Genomic DNA, 17,715 nt, shown 5'->3' with positions numbered 1-17,715 from the left:
TCCCCGGCGATCCCGTCCGTCCCGGCTGGCCGGACCGGGAGTCCGTCCCCACTTCTAGCGGGTGGCCCCGGGAGTCCGCTTCCGCTGGTGCGGCAGGGACGTGAGGGGCCTGAGACAGCAAGCGCCGAAGACAGCAAGGGCGGAGACGGCATGAGCAGGAAGTCGGACCCGGACAGGAAGACCGAGGCGGAGCGGCGCCTCATCGCCGCGGCCATGACCCTGGCGGCGGAGAAGGGCTGGCGCGACCTCACGCTCGCGGAGATCGCAGCGGCGGCGGAGGTGTCGCTGGCCGACCTCTACCGCCATTTCCCCGGCAAGCTCGCGCTTCTGCGCGGCCTCGCGCGGCTCGCCGATGGGGCTGTGCTCGCCGGCCCCGCTCCCGACATGGAGGAGCGGCCGCACGACCGCGTGTTCGACGTGCTGATGCGGCGCTTCGACGCGCTGGAGCCCTACCGGGCCGGGCTGCGCGTCGTCTGGCGGGAGCTGCGTGGCTCCCCCTCGGCGGCGCTCTGCGTGGCGCCGCAGCTTCCCCGCTCCATGGCCTGGATGCTGGAGGCCGCCGGGCTGCCCGGCGGCGGGCTGGCCGGCATGCTGAAGGCGCGCGGGCTTGCCGCCGTCTGGCTGGCGACCCTGCGCGTCTGGTTCGAGGATGACAGCCCCGATCTCGCCCGCACCATGGCGGCGCTCGACGCCAATCTGCGCCGGGCGGAGGAGGTCTGGAACAGCGTCTCCCGGCCGCGCCGGCGGGCTACCGCGGCCGAGGCGCCGGCCCCCTGAAGTGCATGCGATTTTGTGCAGTGCAACAAAAAGATTGACTAAGAAAGCGGCAGAGGGCAGTCTTCGACGCGACTTTGTTGCAGTGCGGCGCAACCCGGACGTGGGGGAACGAATCCATGGCGGCTTCCAAGAATCCCTTCTTCGACTTCGACATGTCCAAGTTCATGGACCCGGCGAAGTTCATGGACGTGACGAAGATGATGGGCGACTTCAAGGTCCCCGGCGTCGATCTCGACCAGATGATGCAGGCCCAACGCAAGAACATCGAGGCGCTGACCGCTGCCAACCAGCTCGCCTTCGAGGGGTTGCAGGCCGTGATGCGCCGGCAGGTGGAGATCCTGCGCCAGTCGATGGAAGAGGCGTCCTCCAGCGTCTCCGACATGATGGCCGCCGGCACGCCGGAGGAGAAGGTCGCCAAGCAGACCGAGCTGGTGAAGGCCGCCTTCGAGAAGGCGCTCACCAACATGAAGGAAATGGCCGAGATGGTCGCCAAGTCGAACACCGAGGCGGCCGAGGTCCTCTCCAACCGGGTCAAGGAAAGCCTGGAGGAGCTGAAGGTCGCCGTCAGCAAGACGCAGCCGAAGAAGTAGGCCGCCCGCGGGTGCCGGCGCGGGGCCGACCGCTCCGCCCGGCCCCCTCCGCTCCTCCGGATCAGCGCCGTCAGACCGGCGCCGTCAGACCGGCAGCCTGACGATGGCGCGCAGCCCCCCGTGCGGGCTGTCGCCCAGCACCACGTCGCCGCCGTGCCGTCGGGCCACGTCGCGCGCGATGGTCATGCCCAGCCCCACGCCCCCCGTCTCGGCATTGCGCGACGGTTCCAGCCGGGTGAAGGGGCGGAACACCTCTTCGCGGCGGTCGGGCGGGATGCCGGGCCCGTCGTCGTCGATGACGATCTCCACCGCCGTGGCGTCGCGGCGCAGCCCGATCCAGACATGGCTGCCGTAGCGGCGCGCATTGCCCACCAGATTGGCGAGGCAGCGCTTGAAGGCGTTCGGGCGGATCGGAAGGATGATGCCGGCCTCCCCGTCCGCTCCCTCGTCCTTCCCCCCGTCCTCGCCGGCCGTCTCCGCCGGCAGATCCAGGGTGACGGCGGCGCCCTCGCGCCGGGCGTTCGCCGCCACGGCCTCCAGCAGCCGGGCGATGTCCACCGGCTGGGGTGCTTCCGCCCCTTCGCCGCGGGCGAAGGCCAGATAGCCCTCGATCATCGTCTCCATGTCGGCCACGTCCTGGCGCAGCTCCGCCACCTCCGGCAGGTCGGGCAGCATGGCCAGTTCCAGCTTCATCCGGGTCAGCGGCGTGCGCAGGTCGTGGCTGACCCCGGCCAGCATCTCCGTGCGCTGGCTGATCATGCGCTGGATGCGCTCGCGCATCAGCAGGAAGGCCGCCGCCGCCTGCCGCACCTCCAGCGCCCCCTCCGGCTTGAAGCCGGGGGCGTCGCGGCCCTTGCCGAAGGCGTCGGCCACCACGGCCAGCCGGCGGATCGGGCGGATCTGGTTGCGCATGAAGACGATGGCGATGGCGAACAGCACCACCGAGCTGCCGATCATCCACATGATGAAGAGATAGCTGGTGAAGCTGAACAGGCGGCGCTCCGGGCTCATCACCGAGAGCACGCCCTCGTCCATCTGGATGCGGATCTCGATCCATTCGTGCGCCACGGTGGAATCGATCCGCCAGGGCCGCCGCACCCGCTCGTCCAGGGCGCGGCCCAGGGTGGTCTTCAGGATGCCGCGCAGTTCCTGCCGGCCGGGGGGCAGGGTCTCGCCCGGCAGCCAGCTCACGAACAGGTCCACGGCGCCCGCGGCCCGCGCCATGGTGCTGGCGCGTTCCTCCTCGCTGCGGTCCTCCAGCAGCTCGTCCACGATGATGGCGATCTCGCCGGCGACCGCGAAGGCCAGCCGGTTGGTCATGGTGTCCCAGTGCCGGTCGTAGAAGACGAAGGTGGCGATGGCCTGGGCCAGCACCACCGGCGTGGCGATGATCATCAGCGAACGGCCGAACAGGGTCCGCGGCAGGAACCGCTTCATCCAGGCGAAGGGCCGCGGCCGCCGGCGCCAGGCGGCCAGGGGGCGGGACAGCATTCCGGGGACGGTCATGCCGGCTTCCCTCAGTCGGGCCGCAGGACGTAGCCCTCGCCGCGCACCGTCTGAAGGTAGCGGGGCAGGCGGGGGTCGTCCTCCAGCTTGCGGCGCAGGCGCGTGACCTGCACGTCGATGGTGCGGGCGTTGCACTCCATGCCCACGCGGTCCACCAGCTCCTCCCGGCTGAACACCTCGCCCGGCGCCGTCGCCAGGGTCTTCAGCAGGCCCGCTTCGGCGGGGGTCAGGCGCACGGTCTCCTCGCCGGCGCGCAGTTCCTCCCGCTGCGGGTCGAACACCCAGCGGCCCAGGCGGATCTCCGCCGGGGCGGCGGCCGGCTTCGCCAGCCGGCGCAGGATCGACTGGATGCGCAGCAGCAGCTCCCGCGGCTCGAACGGCTTGGGCAGGTAGTCGTCGGCCCCGGCCTCCAGCCCGGCGATGCGGTCGTCGGGCTGGCCGCGGGCCGTCAGCAGGAGGATCGGCACGCCGCCCGTGCGGCGCAGGCTGCGGGTCAGGTCCAGCCCGTTCTCGCCCGGCATCATCACGTCCAGCACGATCAGGTCGAAGCACAGCCCCTCCAGCCGCGCCCGCGCTTCGGCCGCGTCGGCCGCCGTTGTCACCAGGAAGCCGTGCTGCGACAGGTAGCGCTTCAGCGCCTCGCGCAGGCGGGTGTCGTCGTCCACCACCAGGATGTGCGGGATTTCCTCGGTCATGGCGGGATCATACCGCGCTCCCGCCCCCGCGGCATCCCCCGCCGCATCCGGCCGGCCGGGCGAACCGGCGCGATCCTCCGGCGGACAAGCCACGGCGGCCGCGCTCCGCTGGCGGGGCAGGGGCGGGGTCAGCGTTTCGGGGCGGGGCCGCGGGCGGGGAACTTGGCGCGGTCGTCCTCGTCCATGATGCCCAGCATGACGGTGCGGAATCCCTCCACCGCCTCGGCCCCGGCGGCGCGGTAGGCACGGGCGATGCGGGCGCGCTGGGCGTCGGACAGTTCGCGCTCCAGCGCCTCGCCCTTGGCGGTCAGGGTCAGCAGGCGCTGGCGGCGGTCGCGGGTGCCGGTGCGCTGCTCGATGTACTCCTGCCCGATCAGGTCGTTCAGCACCCGGCTGAGGCTCTGTTTCGTGATGCGCAAAATCGATAGCAGCTCTGTGATCGTGATCTGGGGATAGCGTCCCACGAAATAGACGACCCTGTGGTGCGCCCGGCCCAGACCGATTTTCTCAAGCATCGCGTCGGGTTCGGCGGTAAAGTCGCGGTAGGCGTAGAACAGCAGCTCGATCCCCTGACGCAGTTCCTCCTCGCGGAGGAAGAGGGGGTTGGCGCCGGTTTTTATGTCAGCCATGTTGACTTTTTTCTGAAAGATCGTAACGTCCGAGCTGTCCACCCGGACACATTCTGACCCGGGCGTAAGCCATGAGGAACCGACCTGCGATGTCCATCATCCCCTTCCACGACCGCGACGGCGTTATCTGGTTCGACGGTGAGATGGTGCCGTGGCGCGATGCCAAGATCCACGTCCTGACGCACGGCCTGCATTATGCAAGTTGTGTATTCGAAGGGGAGCGGGTTTACAACGGCAAGGTCTTCAAGCTGACCGAGCATTCGGAACGGCTTGTCAGGTCGGGGGAAATCCTCGGTTTCCGCATTCCCTACAGCGCGGCGGAGATCGAGAAGGCGACGAATGACGTCGTCAAGGCCGCGGGCATGGTCAACGGCTATGTCCGGCCCGTGGCGTGGCGCGGCAGCGAGATGATGGGCGTCTCCGCCCAGGCGAACAAGATCCACCTCGCCATCGCCGCCTGGGAATGGCCCAGCTATTTCTCGCCCGAGTTGCGGATGAAGGGCATCTCGCTCCAGATCTCCAAGTGGCGGCGGCCGGCGCCCGACACGGCGCCCACGGCCAGCAAGGCGGCCGGCCTCTACATGATCTGCACCATGTCCAAGCATGCGGCCGAGAATGACGGCTTCCAGGACGCGCTGATGCTGGACTACCGCGGCCTCGTGGCGGAGGCGACGGGTGCCAACATCTTCCTGGTCAAGGACGGGGCGATCCATACGCCGACGCCGGACTGCTTCCTGGACGGCATCACCCGCCGCACCGTGATCGGCCTCGCCCGCCGGCGCGGCTACCAGGTGGTGGAGCGGGCGATCAGCGCCGACGAGCTGAAGGACTTCACCGAGGTCTTCCTCACCGGCACCGCTGCCGAGGTCACGGCCGTCGGCCGCATCGGGGACATCACCTATACCCCGGGCGAGATCACCAAGGCCCTGATGCTGGACTACGACGCCCTGGTGAACGGCCGCCTCGCGGACGCCGCCGCGGCCGAGTAACGCCGCTCGACCCGGTCCGGTCCCGCCCGTCCCCCGTCGCCCACGGCGGGGGAGGGGCGGCTACCCCGCGTCATCCGCCGCGCCATCCGTGTCCGTCGGCACCAGCCCGGGCCGGTCGCGCCGGAAACACGGATGAACACGGATTGTCCGGATGAACACGGGTGAAGGCTCCGGGCACCGCAGGCGCCGGTGACCGTCCACCTGCCCGGATCGCCGGGGGCTCCGGAAAGTACCGACGGGTGCCGTTCCGATCCGTGTCATCCGTGGTGATCCGTGCCATCCGGTCCGTCGGCACCAGCCGCGGGCCGGTCGCGCCGGAAACACGGATGAACACGGATGAAGGGTCCGGGCGCCGCAGGCGCCGGTGACCGTCCGCCTTACCGGATCGCCGGGGGCTCCGGAAAGTACCGACGGGTGCCGTTCCGATCCGTGTCATCCGTGGTGATCCGTGCCATCCGGTCCGTCGGCACCAGCCGCGGGCCGGTCGCGCCGGAAACACGGATGCACGATGACGTTTCCCGGGCGTCGGGGGGGCGTCAGCCGGCGGCCAGATTTTCGGAGAGGGCCTCCTCCGCCAGGGCGGGCAGGCGCACGGTGACGACGGTGCCGTGGCCGGGGCGGCTGTCGATCGCCATGGAGCCGCCCAGCATCTCCACGAAACGCCGGGTCAGCGGCAGTCCCAGCCCGGTGCCCTTGGGGTGCGGGCGATCGGGGCTGCGCACCTGTCCGAACGGGCGCAGGGCCGTGGCAAGGTCCTGCGGCGCGATGCCGATGCCGGTGTCGCGGATCACCAGGATGCAGGCCCCGCCGTCGCTGTCGGCGCTGACATCCACGGTCACGCAGCCGCCCTTGGGCGTGAACTTGATGGCGTTGGAGGCGAGGTTCAGGACGATCTGCCTGATCTTCTCCGGGTCGCTGCGCAGCCGCAGCGGCGTCTCCGGCACGCTCACGGTCAGGCTCACGCCGCCGATCTCGGCAAGCTGGCGCAGCAGGCGGATGCTGTCCTGCACCGTGCGGCCGATATCGATCTCCCGCAGCTCGATCTCGTCCTGGCCGGATTCCGCCTTGGCCAGATCCATGGTGCCTTCCACCAGCGCCAGCAGGTGCTCGGCGGCGGTGTGGATGTCGTGGGCATACTCGGCATAGTGCGGGTTGCCCAGCGGACCGTAGGCCTCCGCCACCAGCAGGTCGGCAAAGCCCAGGATGGCGTTCAGGGGCGTGCGCAGCTCGTGCGTCGCGTTCGCCAGGAACTCGCTCTTGCGCCGGTTCTCTTCCCGCGAATGCTCAAGCTGTTCAGCCAGTTGCCGTTCGGCATGGCGCAGCACCTCCATCGCCTCCGACAGGCGCTGGGTGCTCTCCTTGACCATGCTCTCCAGCATCACGTTCTGGTGCCGGAGCTGGCGTTGCAGGAACTGCGCCTGGGCCACGTTGGAAAGGCGGGCCAGCAGCTCGTGCGGGTCGAAGGGGCGGCCGATGAAGTCGCGGGCGCCGCGGCGCAGGGCTTCCAGCCGGAGATTCCGGTCGGAATGGCCGGTGACCAGGATGACCGCGGGCTCCACCTCCAGCCGGGCGGCCTGGAGCGCGTCCATCACCTGCAACCCGTCCAGGTGCGGCATCACATAGTCGAGCAGGATGACGTCCGGCTTGCGCTCGCGGCATTCCGCAACGGCCGTGCGCGGATCGCGGACCGTATGGACGGCAGCATAGCCGTCCTGGCGCAACAGGTCGGAGAGCTGGGCGAGATGTGTCCGGCTGTCATCGACGACCAGGATGGTACAGGTCCGCTGTCCCTGGGTCATATCTTCTTGATCGCTCTCAGAAACCGGCGGCTATCCTATCGCTCTCCAAGGGTCTCTGTCTCCGGCAACTTTCGCACGGCTCCCTCGCAGCCGGATGGACTACCACTTCCGGGCTGCCGCCTCGTCCTCTGCACGGGCCTCCACCCAGCGGCCGCCCTCCACGGTCTCTTCCCGCTTCCAGAAGGGGGCGCGGGTCTTCAGCCAGTCCATCAGGAACTGGCAGGCGGCGAAGGCGGCGTCCCGGTGGGCGCTGGCACAGGCCACCAGCACGATGCGGTCGCCCGGCTCCAGCCGGCCGTGGCGGTGGATCACCAGCACCGACTCCAGCGGCCAGCGCGCCTTCGCCTCGGCCGCGATGGCGCCGATCTGGCGCTCCGTCATGCCGGGATAGTGTTCCAGGGTCAGGGCCTGGACGGCGGCGGCATCCGCGGCGCCGGGGTGCAGGTCGCGCACCAGCCCGACGAAGCAGGCCAGCCCGCCGATCCGCGGATTGCCGCGGGTCAGGGCCGCCAGCTCGGCGCCGACATCGAAATCCTCCGCCTGCACGCGTACCGTCACGGGGGGCCTCAGCCGCCGGTGACCGGGGGGAACAGCGCCACCTCGTCCCCCGGCCGGACCGGATGCTCGAAGGGGACGTATTCCTGGTTCACGGCCACCTTCACGACGGCCAGATTGGCCAGCGCGTCGGCATAGCCGGGGCCGCGCCCCTTCAGCCAGTCGATCAGGCCGGCCACGTCCGTCACCCCGGGCGGCGGCTCCACCGTTTCCTCGGACAGGCCGACCTTGGTGCGCAGCCAGGCGAAATAGAGCAGCTTCACAGCAATCCTCCCCGCGGTCTCGCCCCCATACATAGCGCACCCGGCCAGGGACGGAAGCCCGGACAAGGCAGCGGACCGGCGGGGAGGGGCTCTGCCTCAGCCGTCACTCGTACTCGGCCCAGGTGCTGCCGTCATTGCGGTTGTAGCGGATGCGGATCACCGAGGTCCGGCAGAGGTCGAAGCCGTTCCAGACGGCTTCCTCGCCATCGTCATAGACGACCTTCAGGTCCCACTTGCACGACTTCTCCTTGTAGGGGAAGGAGATCTGGACGCGGTCGCCGTCCTCCAGGACGTCGCGGCCCATCACGTCCTCTTCCCAGTCGTCCGTCTTGGCCGAGGAGACGTAGACTTCGGAGATCGTGTAGCCGGTCTTGTTGACCAGGGTGAAATCCTGCCGGCCGTCGGCCAGCGCGGCCCCGGCAAGAAGGACGGGGACCAGGACACTTGCAGCAAGCGCGCGACGGATCATGGAGTCCTCATCGTCAGGCCGCCGACCGTCCGGCGGCACGACGAAAGAAATACCCATTATTTGTTCCGGTGTCGAGATGCAGTACAGTCGGCGTCATCGCCTGGAAGGAAGCCTCGGAAGTCTTCGGCTTTCGATGCTCCGCCGTCTACTTGTATGCATTCGCCTTGGACTTCTCTTGTAGGGGCGCCCGCTTGCAGGCGTGCGCTCCTGTGCCGGCCCGACCTCAGGTCCGCACCTCGGTCGCCCGCGGCGGCTTTTCCGGCAAGGGCGCCAGCATGTGGCGCAGGCCGGCGCGCAGATAGTCCCAGCCGGTGACCAGGGTCAGCAGGGCGGCGACCCAGAGGCCGGCCTCGCCGATCAGGGTGGTGGGCAGCCAGCCGGGACCGTCGTCGCCGACAATCAGCACGCCGATGGCCCCCATCTGGATGCCGGTCTTCCACTTCGCCAGCCGGCTGACCGGCACGCCCACCTGCAGGCCGGCCAGGAATTCGCGCAGGCCGGACACCATGACCTCGCGCAGCAGGATGACGACGGCGGCGATCACGGCCCAGCCGGCCACCTTGTCCACCGCCACCAGCATCATCAGCACGGCGGCGACCAGCAGCTTGTCGGCGATCGGGTCCAGGAACTTGCCGATGACGCTCTCCTCCCGCCAGGCGCGGGCCAGGTAGCCGTCGAACCAGTCGGTGATGCCGGCCGCCGCGAACAGGGCGCAGGCGGTGTAGGCGGCCGACGGCCCCGGCACGAAGAACAGCGCCACGATCACCGGAATGACGACGATCCGGGACAGGGTCAGGATGTTGGGCAGGCTGGTCAGCATCGGCGTCCAAACACTTCGCGGTCACGGCAGACCGGGTCGCCCCGGCTGCTGGCGGAACCGGGCGCAGCCGCGTCCGGTTCCTTGGCCCGGTTCCGGGCCGGGCCCATCCTAGCCGTCCGGATGGAAGTGGTCATAGATGATTCTGGCCACCGCCTCGCTGATCCCCTCGACGCTGGCGAGGTCCTGCAGTCCGGCGCGGGAGACGGCGCGGGCCGAGCCGAAATGGTGCAGCAGCGCCTTCTTGCGCCGCGGCCCGATGCCGGCGATCTCGTCCAGCGGGCTGGCGCCCAGCGCCTTCTCCCGCCGCGCCCGGTGGGTGCCGATGGCGAAGCGGTGCGCCTCGTCGCGCAGGCGCTGGAGGTAGTAGAGGACGGGGCTCTTCGGATCGAGTCCGAAGGGCGGACGGCCGGGCAGGAAGAAGCGCTCGCGGCCGGCGTCGCGGTCCGGTCCCTTGGCGATGCCGGCCAGCGGCACGTCGTCGATGCCCAGCTCGGCCAGCACCTCCAGCGCCACGGCAAGCTGGCCCTCGCCGCCGTCGATCAGCAGCAGGTCGGGCCAGGTGCCGCCCGTGCGCTCCGGGTCCTCCTTCAGGGCCCGCTCGAAGCGCCGGGTCAGCACCTCCCGCATCATGGCGTAGTCGTCGCCGGCGGCGGCCGGGTCCTTGATGTTGAACTTGCGGTAGGCGGACTTCAGGAAGCCCTCGGGGCCGGCCACGATCATGCCGCCCACGGCGTTCGTGCCCTGGATGTGGGAGTTGTCGTAGACCTCGATCCGCTGCGGCGGTTCCGCCAGACCGAAGACCTCGGCCACCCCGGCCAGCAGCTTCGCCTGGCTGCCGCTCTCCGCCAGCCGGCGGCCATGCGCCTCCCGCGCGTTGGTCAGGGCATGGTCCACCACCCGGCGCTTGTCGCCGCGCTTGGGGGCCACCAGCGCCACCCTGTGCCCGGCGCGCACCGACAGCGCCTCCTGCAGCAGCGCGTGTTCGGGCAGGTCCTCGCTGACCAGCACCAGCTCCGGGGCGGCCTTGTTCTCGTAGAACTGGGCGACGAAGGCGGACAGCACCTCGGGCGTATCCTGGGCCTTGTCGTGGCTGGGGAAATAGGCGCGGTTGCCGTAGTTGCGGCCGCCGCGGAAGAAGAAGACCTGGATGCAGGTGACGCCGCCGTCCTGGTGCGCGGCGATCACGTCGGCATCCTCCACCCCTTCGACATTGATGTCCTGATGCGCCTGGATGGCGGTCAGGGCGCGGATGCGGTCGCGCAGCTTGGCCGCCGTCTCGAACTCCAGCGCCTCGGCCGCGTCCTGCATGGCCCGGGCCAGCCGCGCCTGCACCTCCGAACTCCGGCCCGACAGGAAGGACTTCGCCTCGGCCACCTGGGCGGCGTAGCCGGCGTCGCCGACCCGGCCGACGCAGGGCGCCGTGCAGCGCTTGATCTGGAACTGGAGACAGGGCCGTGTCCGGCTGGCGAACACCGTGTCGGTGCAGGTGCGGATCTGGAAGGCGCGCTGCAGCGCCGTCATCACCCGGTTCACCGCTCCGGCGCTGGCGAAGGGGCCGTAATAGCTGCCGGCACGGTCGCGGGCGCCGCGGTGCTTGGTGAGCTGGGGGAAGGGGTGGTCGCCCGTGATCAGGATGTGCGGGAAGCTCTTGTCGTCCCGCAGCAGCACGTTGTAGCGCGGCATCAGCCGCTTGATCAGGTTCGACTCCAGCAGCAGCGCCTCCACCTCCGTGTGGGTGGTGACGAACTCCATGGTGACCGTCTCGGCCACCATGCGCTGCAGGCGCACGGGCAGCTTGGCGACCTGGGTGTAGTTGGTGACGCGCCGCTTCAGGTTCCGCGCCTTGCCGACATAGAGCACGTCCCCCTCGGCGCTCAGCATGCGGTAGACGCCGGGCCGGTCGGGCAGGGTGCGCAGATACCCCTTGATCGTCTCCACCCCGCGGGCCAGGTCCGCCACGCTGCCGCGTCGCCGCCGGCCCGGGCGCGCCTCGGCGGGGGCGGTGCTTCCGTCTTCTCCCGGCCCCCCGTCCGGAACGGCGGGGGCGGCGTCGGCAGGACCGTCCGTCGCCGGGCTGTTCACAGACGGCAGGGTCTCCGCGTCCTGCGGGGGAGGCATCTCATCGGGGTGCATGCCGCTCATGTGGCCGATCCCGCCGCCATGGTCAACGCGGGTGACGGGCAACCCGGGCATGCCGCGCCGCGGGCGCTGCGGCCGCCGCCGATCCGCAGGATGCCGGCCCCGGCCCGGGGCGGGACGTCGAATCGACCGGCCCCACCCTTCCGGGAGGGGTAATCGGGAAGTCATCCACGATTCCTGTGGATAACTCTGCGGATAAGCCCTGGTCTGTGCTGTGGGACCCTAAGCGCTCCGCGGCTTTCACGTCCCTGCTCATTTTTTGGGCATCAAATATGACGTCATTGATTTCATTGAGCTTTTTTCAAGTCAAGGGGTCACGGTCCCGTCATGTGGCGGATTTTTCGGCTTGACAGGCGGGGGCGTGGGGCGCAGCCGGGGGGTGTGCAAAACTTCGGCTCCCTTTATTTCGGCGGGCGAACCATCCTTGGGTCCGGCCCCCGGCCAGAGCCTGCCGAAAGAACAGGGCCAGGGGGGCGGTCTGTCTTCTCCGTGCGGATTTGCAGCACAGCACCTGCCGCACTGCGGCACAGGCGCGCCGGCCCGGAGTCCCGTCCGGCCGCCCGCCGGCACCGCCCGCTCCCGGGGGTCACGACCCGCCCGGCAGGACCGAGGTCGGCAGCGCCCAGCCCATGTGCTCGCCCGCGTCCAGCGCCAGCATCTGGCCGGTCAGGGACGGGGTTTCCAGGATGAAGTGGACGGCGCGGCAGACCTCCTCCACGCCCACGCGCCTGCGCAGCGGCAGGCTGCGCGCGTGCTCGTCGGGATCCAGGGGCGGGGCCGCTGCCATGGCGGCACCTTTGGCGTCGGGCTCCCGCGCCGGGCGGAACTCCTGCCCCGGGCCGATGCCGTTGACCCGGATGCGCGGGGCCAGCGCCAGCGCCAGCGTGCGGGTCAGGGTCCACAGCCCGGCCTTGGACACGGTGTAGCTCAGATAGTGCGGCGTCAGGTTCAGCACCCGCTGGTCCAGCACGTTGATGACGCAGCCGCTCTCGGTCTCGGAAAGCTGGCGGGCGAACTGCTGGATCAGCACGAACGGCGCCCGCAGGTTCGTCTCCATGTGCCGGTCCCAGCAGCGCCGGGTGGCGGTCAGGGCCGTGTCGTCCTCGAACACGGAGGCGGCGTTGATCAGCAGGGTCAGCGCCCCCAGCGTCTGGAAGGCCTGCGGGATCAGCCCCGCCGTGTCGGCCTCGCTCGCCAGATTGGCCTGGAGCGCGTGGGCCGTGCCGCCGTTGCGGCGGATGTTCGCCACCACCTGGTCGGCCAGGTCCTTCTGGGTGAAGTAGTGGACACCCACGTTCCAGCCGTCGGCCCCCAGGTCCTCCGCGATGGCGGCGCCCACGCCCATCGCCGCCCCCGTCACCAGTACCGCCTTCTTCGCCATCACCGGCATCGTCGCTCCCCCGCCTGCGCTCCGTCACCTGTCGCCCGGCAGCGTAACGCTCCGGCCGGGCAGGTGTCAGTGGCGATATGGCATGCGGGGCGGGCGGGGACCCGCAACGGTGACAGGGGCGCATAAAAGAGCTAAGCAACCCCCATGCTTTCCACGCTTGTGCAACAGACGGGTCTGAGCCCCGGCGAACTGGTGACGGCCGGCGCCCTGGCGCTGGTGTTGGCCGTGCTCGTCCTGGTGCTGCTGCTGGCGCTGGTCTCGCGGCGGCGCCGGATGCCGTCGGCGCGGCAGTACGACGCCGACCTCTACAAGCGTCGCATCGTGCTGGACGAGTTGCCCTTCGAGGCGATCCACGATGTCCGCATCCATGACGGGCATGGCAAGGTGCTGAAGGTGGACCATGTGCTGCGGCTGCCGGCCTCGGTCCTGCTGGTCCATTCCGGCCCGCACGACGTGGTCGGGCCGGTGAAGGCCAATGCCGGGTCCGGCCTCTGGCGCTATGTCGCGCCGGGGGGCAAGGTCGGCAGCTTCCCCAATCCGGTGGTCAGGCTGCATCCCCTGATCCAGGCCATCCGCGGCCGCTTCCCGCTGGTCCGCATCCGGGTGCTGACCGTGTTCCCGCGCAGCGCCGACCTCGGTCCCCGGCCGCCCAAGGGGACCTGCGTCATGGACGATTTCGCCAAGGCGATCCGCGACATGGCGGCCGAGGACGGGGGCGCCTCGCCGGCCCTGGACGCGGCCTGGGACACCCTGTCCAAGGCGTTCTCCCAGGCCAGCGGCCGCACCGGCGGGCGGGCCGGGGCGAACAGAACGGGATCGGGCACTGGAACGGCGGGCCGCCGCGTCCTATCCTAGGGGCATGCCCCAGGACCGCCCCGACACCGCCCCCACCGCCGGCTCTGCTGCTGCCGGCTCTGCTGCCGCCGGCTCCGATCCCGCCGGTTCCGCCGTGATGCCCTGGCGCACGCGGGTGGAAAGCCCGCCGCAGCGCGCGCCCCTGACGGTGGTCAGCGAGTTCGCCCCGGCGGGCGACCAGCCGCGCGCCATCGCCGAGCTGACGGAGGGCCTGCGCCGGGGTGAGCGCGACCAGGTGCTGCTGGGCGTCACCGGCTCGGGCAAGACCTTCACCATGGCGCACGTCATCCAGGCGCTGCAGCGCCCGACCCTGATCCTGGCGCCGAACAAGACGCTGGCCGCGCAGCTCTACGGGGAGATGAAGAGCTTCTTCCCCGACAACGCGGTCGAATACTTCGTCAGCTACTACGACTATTACCAGCCGGAAGCCTACGTCCCGCGCACCGATACCTATATCGAGAAGGAATCCACGATCAACGAGCAGATCGACCGCATGCGCCATGCCGCCACCCGCGCCCTGCTGGAGCGGCGCGATGCGGTGATCGTGGCCTCGGTCTCCTGCATCTACGGTATCGGCTCGGTGGAGACCTATCAGGCGATGACGGTGGACGTCGTCGTCGGGCAGGCGCTGCACCGGCAGAAGTTCCTCCAGCAGCTCGTGGAGCTGCAGTACCGCCGGAACGATGCCGGCTTCTCCCGCGGCACCTTCCGGGTGCGCGGCGACACGGTGGAGCTGTTCCCCGCGCACATGGAGGACCGGGCCTGGCGCTTCTCCCTGTTCGGGGACGAGGTGGAGGCGATCCACGAGTTCGACCCCCTGACCGGGGAGAAGCAGGGGGCGCTGAAGGAGGTGCGGATCTACGCCAACAGCCACTATGTCACGCCCAAGCCCACGCTCCAGCAGGCGGTGGAGCAGATCAAGCGCGACCTGAAGCTGCGGCTGGAGGAGTTCTACGCCGAGGGCAAGCTGCTGGAAGCGCAGCGGCTGGAGCAGCGCACCACCTTCGACATCGAGATGATGGCCGCCACCGGCTCCTGCGCCGGCATCGAGAACTATTCCCGCTACCTCTCGGGCCGCAATCCGGGCGAGCCGCCGCCGACCCTGTTCGAGTATCTGCCCGAGGACGCGCTGCTGATCGTGGACGAGAGCCACGTCATGGTGCCCCAGATCGGCGGCATGTTCCGCGGCGACTTCATGCGCAAGTCCACGCTGGCGGATTTCGGCTTCCGGCTGCCCTCCTGCAAGGACAACCGGCCGCTGAAGTTCGAGGAGTGGGACACCATGCGCCCGCCCACGGTCTTCGTCTCCGCCACCCCGGGGCCCTGGGAGCTGGAGCGCACCGGCGGCGTCTTCGTCGAGCAGGTGGTGCGCCCCACCGGCCTCGTGGACCCGGAGGTGATCGTCCGCCCGACGGAGACGCAGGTGGACGACGTGATGGCCGAGGTGCGCGAGGTGGTGGCCAAGGGCCTGCGCGTGCTGGTCACCACCCTGACCAAGAAGATGGCCGAGGCGCTGACCGAGTACATGATGGAGGCGGGCATCAAGGTCCGCTACATCCACTCCGACGTGGAGACGCTGGAGCGCATCGAGATCATCCGCGACCTGCGCCTGGGCGTGTTCGACGTGCTGATCGGCATCAACCTGCTGCGCGAGGGGCTGGACATCCCCGAATGCGGCCTCGTCGCCATCCTGGACGCGGACAAGGAGGGCTATCTGCGCTCCCGCACCTCGCTGATCCAGACCATCGGCCGCGCCGCGCGCAACCTGGAAGGCCGCGCCATCCTCTATGCCGACAAGGAGACGGCCAGCATGAAGGCGGCGCTGGAGGAGACGGCGCGCCGCCGCGCCCGCCAGCTCGCCTACAACGCCGAACACGGCATCACGCCGGAGAGCGTGCGCAAGAACATCGCCGACGTGCTGGGCAGCGTCTACGAACGCGGCGACCGCGTGGAGGTGGACACGGGCGCCGCCGGCAACCTCCTGGCCGGCAAGGACATCAAGGCCGTCATCGCGGACCTGGAGAAGAAGATGCGCACGGCCGCCGCGGACCTGGAGTTCGAGACGGCGGCGAAGATCCGCGACGAGATCCGCCGCCTGGAAGCCATCGACCTCGGCCTCGCCGCCCCCGGCATCCCCGGCAGCACCGCCCTGCGCGCCAGCGCCCGGGGAGACCACGCCCGGGCAGACCACGCCGCCGCGAAGGGCCGCGGCCGCGGCGACACGAAGTCCGCCAAGGGGGCTCCCAAAGGCGCCCCCAAGGGCGCACACGCCACCGACGACGGCGGCCTGGACGTCGGCGGTGTCCAGTTCGGCGGCACCCGGACCCGGAAGCGGCGGTAGGCGCCCACCGGATCTTCTCACCACGGAGGCACGGAGGACACGGAGTTTCCGCCCGCCCTCGGAGGTCGCGCGCATCTTGCGGGCCGACACCCCAGGCGTAGGGCAGGGAACGCGGATGGCCATGGATGCCGGCTGCGCCGGCGCACGGATGGCGCGGACAGGAACAGGTCTCATCCGGTTCATCCGTGGCTATCCGTGGTTATCCGCGTTCATCCGTGTCCTGAATCACCGCATGCCGCGCGCCTGCCGCCGCCAAGCGCCTGCCGCCGCCCCTGTGCGAGTCCGCGTGACCCCGGCAGGCAGGGCCCTTCCTGCGCCCTCCGTGCCCCTCCCGTGTCCTCCGTGCCTCCGTGGTGCATCGCCTCCCGCCGTCCGCCGGCCGCATCGCACCTCTGCCGCGGCTGGCCCTTGCCCCTCCGGGGCGTGGGGCGTACCGTCGCGGCCCGTCCGCCCGGACCGATCCACCGACCACCGCCCCGGGGCCAGCCATGCCGTTCCTCGCCAGCCGTCTTTCCCGCATCAAGCCGTCGGCCACCATCGCCGTCACCTCCAAGGCCCGCGCGCTGAAGGCCGCGGGGCGCGACGTCATCGGGCTGGGGGCGGGGGAGCCGGACTTCGACACGCCGGACAGCATCAAGGACGCCGCCATCGAGGCGATCCGCCGCGGCTTCACCAAGTACACCGACGTGGACGGCACGCCCGAGCTGAAGAAGGCCGTGGCCGCCAAGTTCCGCCGTGACAACGGGCTGGAGTACGACCCGGCGACGCAGATCACCGTCGGCACCGGCGGCAAGCAGGTGCTCTTCAACGCCCTGCTGGCGACGCTCGATCCGGGTGACGAGGTGATCGTGCCGGCGCCCTACTGGGTCAGCTATCCGGACATGGTGCTGCTGGCCGAGGGCACGCCGGTGCCCGTCGCCTGCCCGGCGGAGGCGGGCTTCAAGCTGACGCCCGCGGCGCTGGAGGCGGCCATCACGCCGCGCACCAAGTGGCTGATCCTGAACTCGCCCTCCAACCCCACCGGCGCCGCCTACACGGCCGCCGAGCTGACGGCGCTGGGGGAGGTGCTGCTGCGCCATCCCCAGGTCTGGGTGATGAGCGACGACATGTACGAGCACCTGGTCTATGACGGCTTCCGCTTCGCCACCATCGCCCAGGTGGTGCCCGGTCTTCTGGGCCGCACGCTCACGGTCAACGGCGTCTCCAAGGCGTACAGCATGACCGGCTGGCGCATCGGCTTCGCCGGCGGTCCGAAGGAGCTGATCAAGGCGATGGGCGTGATCCAGAGCCAGTCCACCTCCAACCCCACCTCCATCTCCCAGGCGGCGGCGACCGAGGCGCTGAACGGCCCGCAGGACTACATCCCCCGCCAGGCCGAGGTGTTCGCCCGCCGCCGCGATCTCGTGGTCAGCATGCTGAACCAGGCCAAGGGCCTGTCCTGCCCGAATCCGGAGGGGGCGTTCTACGTCTACCCCTCCTGCGCCGCCACGCTGGGCCTCTCCACCCCCGGCGGCCGGGTGATCGGCAGTGACGAGGACTTCGCCACCGAACTGCTGGAGGCGGAAGGCGTGGCCGTCGTGCATGGCGCGGCCTTCGGCCTGTCGCCGCACTTCCGCATCAGCTACGCCACGTCGGAGACGGTGCTGGAGGAGGCGTGCCGCCGCATCCAGCGCTTCTGCGCCTCGCTGCGCTGACGCCGGCCGGGGTCGGAACGCCGAACGGAAGCGGGACCGGAAAACCGGGCGGCGGCGCAGGCAGGCCGCCGCCCTTGAGTGCTGCCGCGGGACATGCCGCGGCAGTGGCGGAAGCACGACCGGAGCCGATGGGGGGCCGGACCCCGTCTCACGCGGCCCGGATCGCGGGGCCGGGCTCAAGCAAGTCCGGGCCATCCATGCAAG

The 17,715-nt window shown here is 70.3% G+C and carries 16 protein-coding genes; 6 read left to right on the top strand and 10 right to left on the bottom strand.

The features are described 5' to 3' along the window. Positions 1-150 precede the first annotated feature (150 nt). Entirely contained in the window at positions 151-777 is a 627-nt protein-coding gene (locus RC1_RS09095) for a TetR/AcrR family transcriptional regulator (RefSeq protein ID WP_012567077.1), read from the top strand. Positions 778-893: 116 nt separating this feature from the next. Beyond that, positions 894-1,367 (top strand): phasin family protein, encoded by a 474-nt coding sequence (locus tag RC1_RS09090; protein ID WP_012567076.1) that lies wholly within the window; start codon positions 894-896, stop codon positions 1,365-1,367. An 84-nt stretch (positions 1,368-1,451) separates the two neighbouring features. Here the strand turns inward: RC1_RS09090 and RC1_RS09085 are convergent, their stop codons facing one another. The 3 genes from RC1_RS09085 to RC1_RS09075 all read right to left on the bottom strand — a co-directional run bounded on the left by RC1_RS09085 (position 1,452) and on the right by RC1_RS09075 (position 4,197). Then, on the bottom strand, positions 1,452-2,873 hold the full coding sequence (locus RC1_RS09085) for an ATP-binding protein (protein ID WP_012567075.1): 1,422 nt from the start codon (positions 2,871-2,873) through the stop codon (positions 1,452-1,454). A gap of 11 nt (positions 2,874-2,884) precedes the next feature. Then, positions 2,885-3,568 carry a response regulator gene (locus RC1_RS09080; protein ID WP_012567074.1) on the bottom strand — a complete coding sequence of 228 codons (684 nt, stop codon included), beginning with the start codon at positions 3,566-3,568 and terminating at the stop codon, positions 2,885-2,887. 128 nt (positions 3,569-3,696) lie between these two features. Continuing rightward, positions 3,697-4,197 (bottom strand): MarR family winged helix-turn-helix transcriptional regulator, encoded by a 501-nt coding sequence (locus RC1_RS09075; RefSeq protein WP_012567073.1) that lies wholly within the window; start codon positions 4,195-4,197, stop codon positions 3,697-3,699. Positions 4,198-4,286: 89 nt separating this feature from the next. On the opposite strand from RC1_RS09075, the gene RC1_RS09070 reads away from it, so the two are divergent. Beyond that, positions 4,287-5,186: a branched-chain amino acid aminotransferase gene (locus RC1_RS09070; protein WP_012567072.1), complete on the top strand. Its 900-nt coding sequence runs from the start codon at positions 4,287-4,289 to the stop codon at positions 5,184-5,186. A 536-nt stretch (positions 5,187-5,722) separates the two neighbouring features. Here the strand turns inward: RC1_RS09070 and RC1_RS09065 are convergent. The 7 genes from RC1_RS09065 to RC1_RS09035 form a co-directional block, all read right to left on the bottom strand. Next, a complete protein-coding gene (locus RC1_RS09065; protein WP_012567071.1) occupies positions 5,723-6,985 on the bottom strand; it encodes a hybrid sensor histidine kinase/response regulator in 1,263 nt (420 codons plus the stop codon). Between the two features lie 99 nt (positions 6,986-7,084). Then, positions 7,085-7,543, bottom strand: coding sequence for a molybdenum cofactor biosynthesis protein MoaE (locus RC1_RS09060; RefSeq protein ID WP_012567070.1), 459 nt, complete (start codon positions 7,541-7,543; stop codon positions 7,085-7,087). A gap of 8 nt (positions 7,544-7,551) precedes the next feature. After that, the gene (gene moaD / locus RC1_RS09055) at positions 7,552-7,803 is read right to left on the bottom strand and encodes a molybdopterin converting factor subunit 1 (protein ID WP_012567069.1); all 252 of its coding nucleotides are present in this window, start codon (positions 7,801-7,803) and stop codon (positions 7,552-7,554) included. A 103-nt stretch (positions 7,804-7,906) separates the two neighbouring features. Continuing rightward, positions 7,907-8,272, bottom strand: coding sequence for a hypothetical protein (locus RC1_RS09050; RefSeq protein WP_041785264.1), 366 nt, complete (start codon positions 8,270-8,272; stop codon positions 7,907-7,909). A 223-nt stretch (positions 8,273-8,495) separates the two neighbouring features. Beyond that, entirely contained in the window at positions 8,496-9,092 is a 597-nt protein-coding gene (pgsA, locus tag RC1_RS09045) for a CDP-diacylglycerol--glycerol-3-phosphate 3-phosphatidyltransferase (protein WP_012567067.1), read from the bottom strand. Between the two features lie 108 nt (positions 9,093-9,200). Then, positions 9,201-11,210 (bottom strand): excinuclease ABC subunit UvrC, encoded by a 2,010-nt coding sequence (gene uvrC, locus RC1_RS09040; protein WP_083759428.1) that lies wholly within the window; start codon positions 11,208-11,210, stop codon positions 9,201-9,203. Positions 11,211-11,817: 607 nt separating this feature from the next. Further along, the gene (locus tag RC1_RS09035; RefSeq protein ID WP_336884707.1) at positions 11,818-12,612 is read right to left on the bottom strand and encodes an SDR family oxidoreductase; all 795 of its coding nucleotides are present in this window, start codon (positions 12,610-12,612) and stop codon (positions 11,818-11,820) included. Between the two features lie 153 nt (positions 12,613-12,765). Between RC1_RS09035 and RC1_RS09030 the strand changes: the two genes are divergently transcribed. From RC1_RS09030 to RC1_RS09020, 3 genes are all read left to right on the top strand, one after another. After that, a complete protein-coding gene (locus RC1_RS09030; protein ID WP_012567063.1) occupies positions 12,766-13,476 on the top strand; it encodes an NERD domain-containing protein in 711 nt (236 codons plus the stop codon). A gap of 4 nt (positions 13,477-13,480) precedes the next feature. Further along, the gene (gene uvrB, locus RC1_RS09025; protein WP_012567062.1) at positions 13,481-15,817 is read left to right on the top strand and encodes an excinuclease ABC subunit UvrB; all 2,337 of its coding nucleotides are present in this window, start codon (positions 13,481-13,483) and stop codon (positions 15,815-15,817) included. A 488-nt stretch (positions 15,818-16,305) separates the two neighbouring features. After that, positions 16,306-17,511, top strand: coding sequence for a pyridoxal phosphate-dependent aminotransferase (locus RC1_RS09020; RefSeq protein WP_012567061.1), 1,206 nt, complete (start codon positions 16,306-16,308; stop codon positions 17,509-17,511). The last annotated feature ends 204 nt before the right edge of the window (positions 17,512-17,715 follow it).

It is taken from the genome of Rhodospirillum centenum SW (assembly GCF_000016185.1).
Lineage (GTDB): Bacteria > Pseudomonadota > Alphaproteobacteria > Azospirillales > Azospirillaceae > Rhodocista > Rhodocista centena.
The sequence above is the reverse complement of the archived record's forward strand: the minus strand, read 5'-3'. Positions and strand labels throughout refer to the sequence as shown.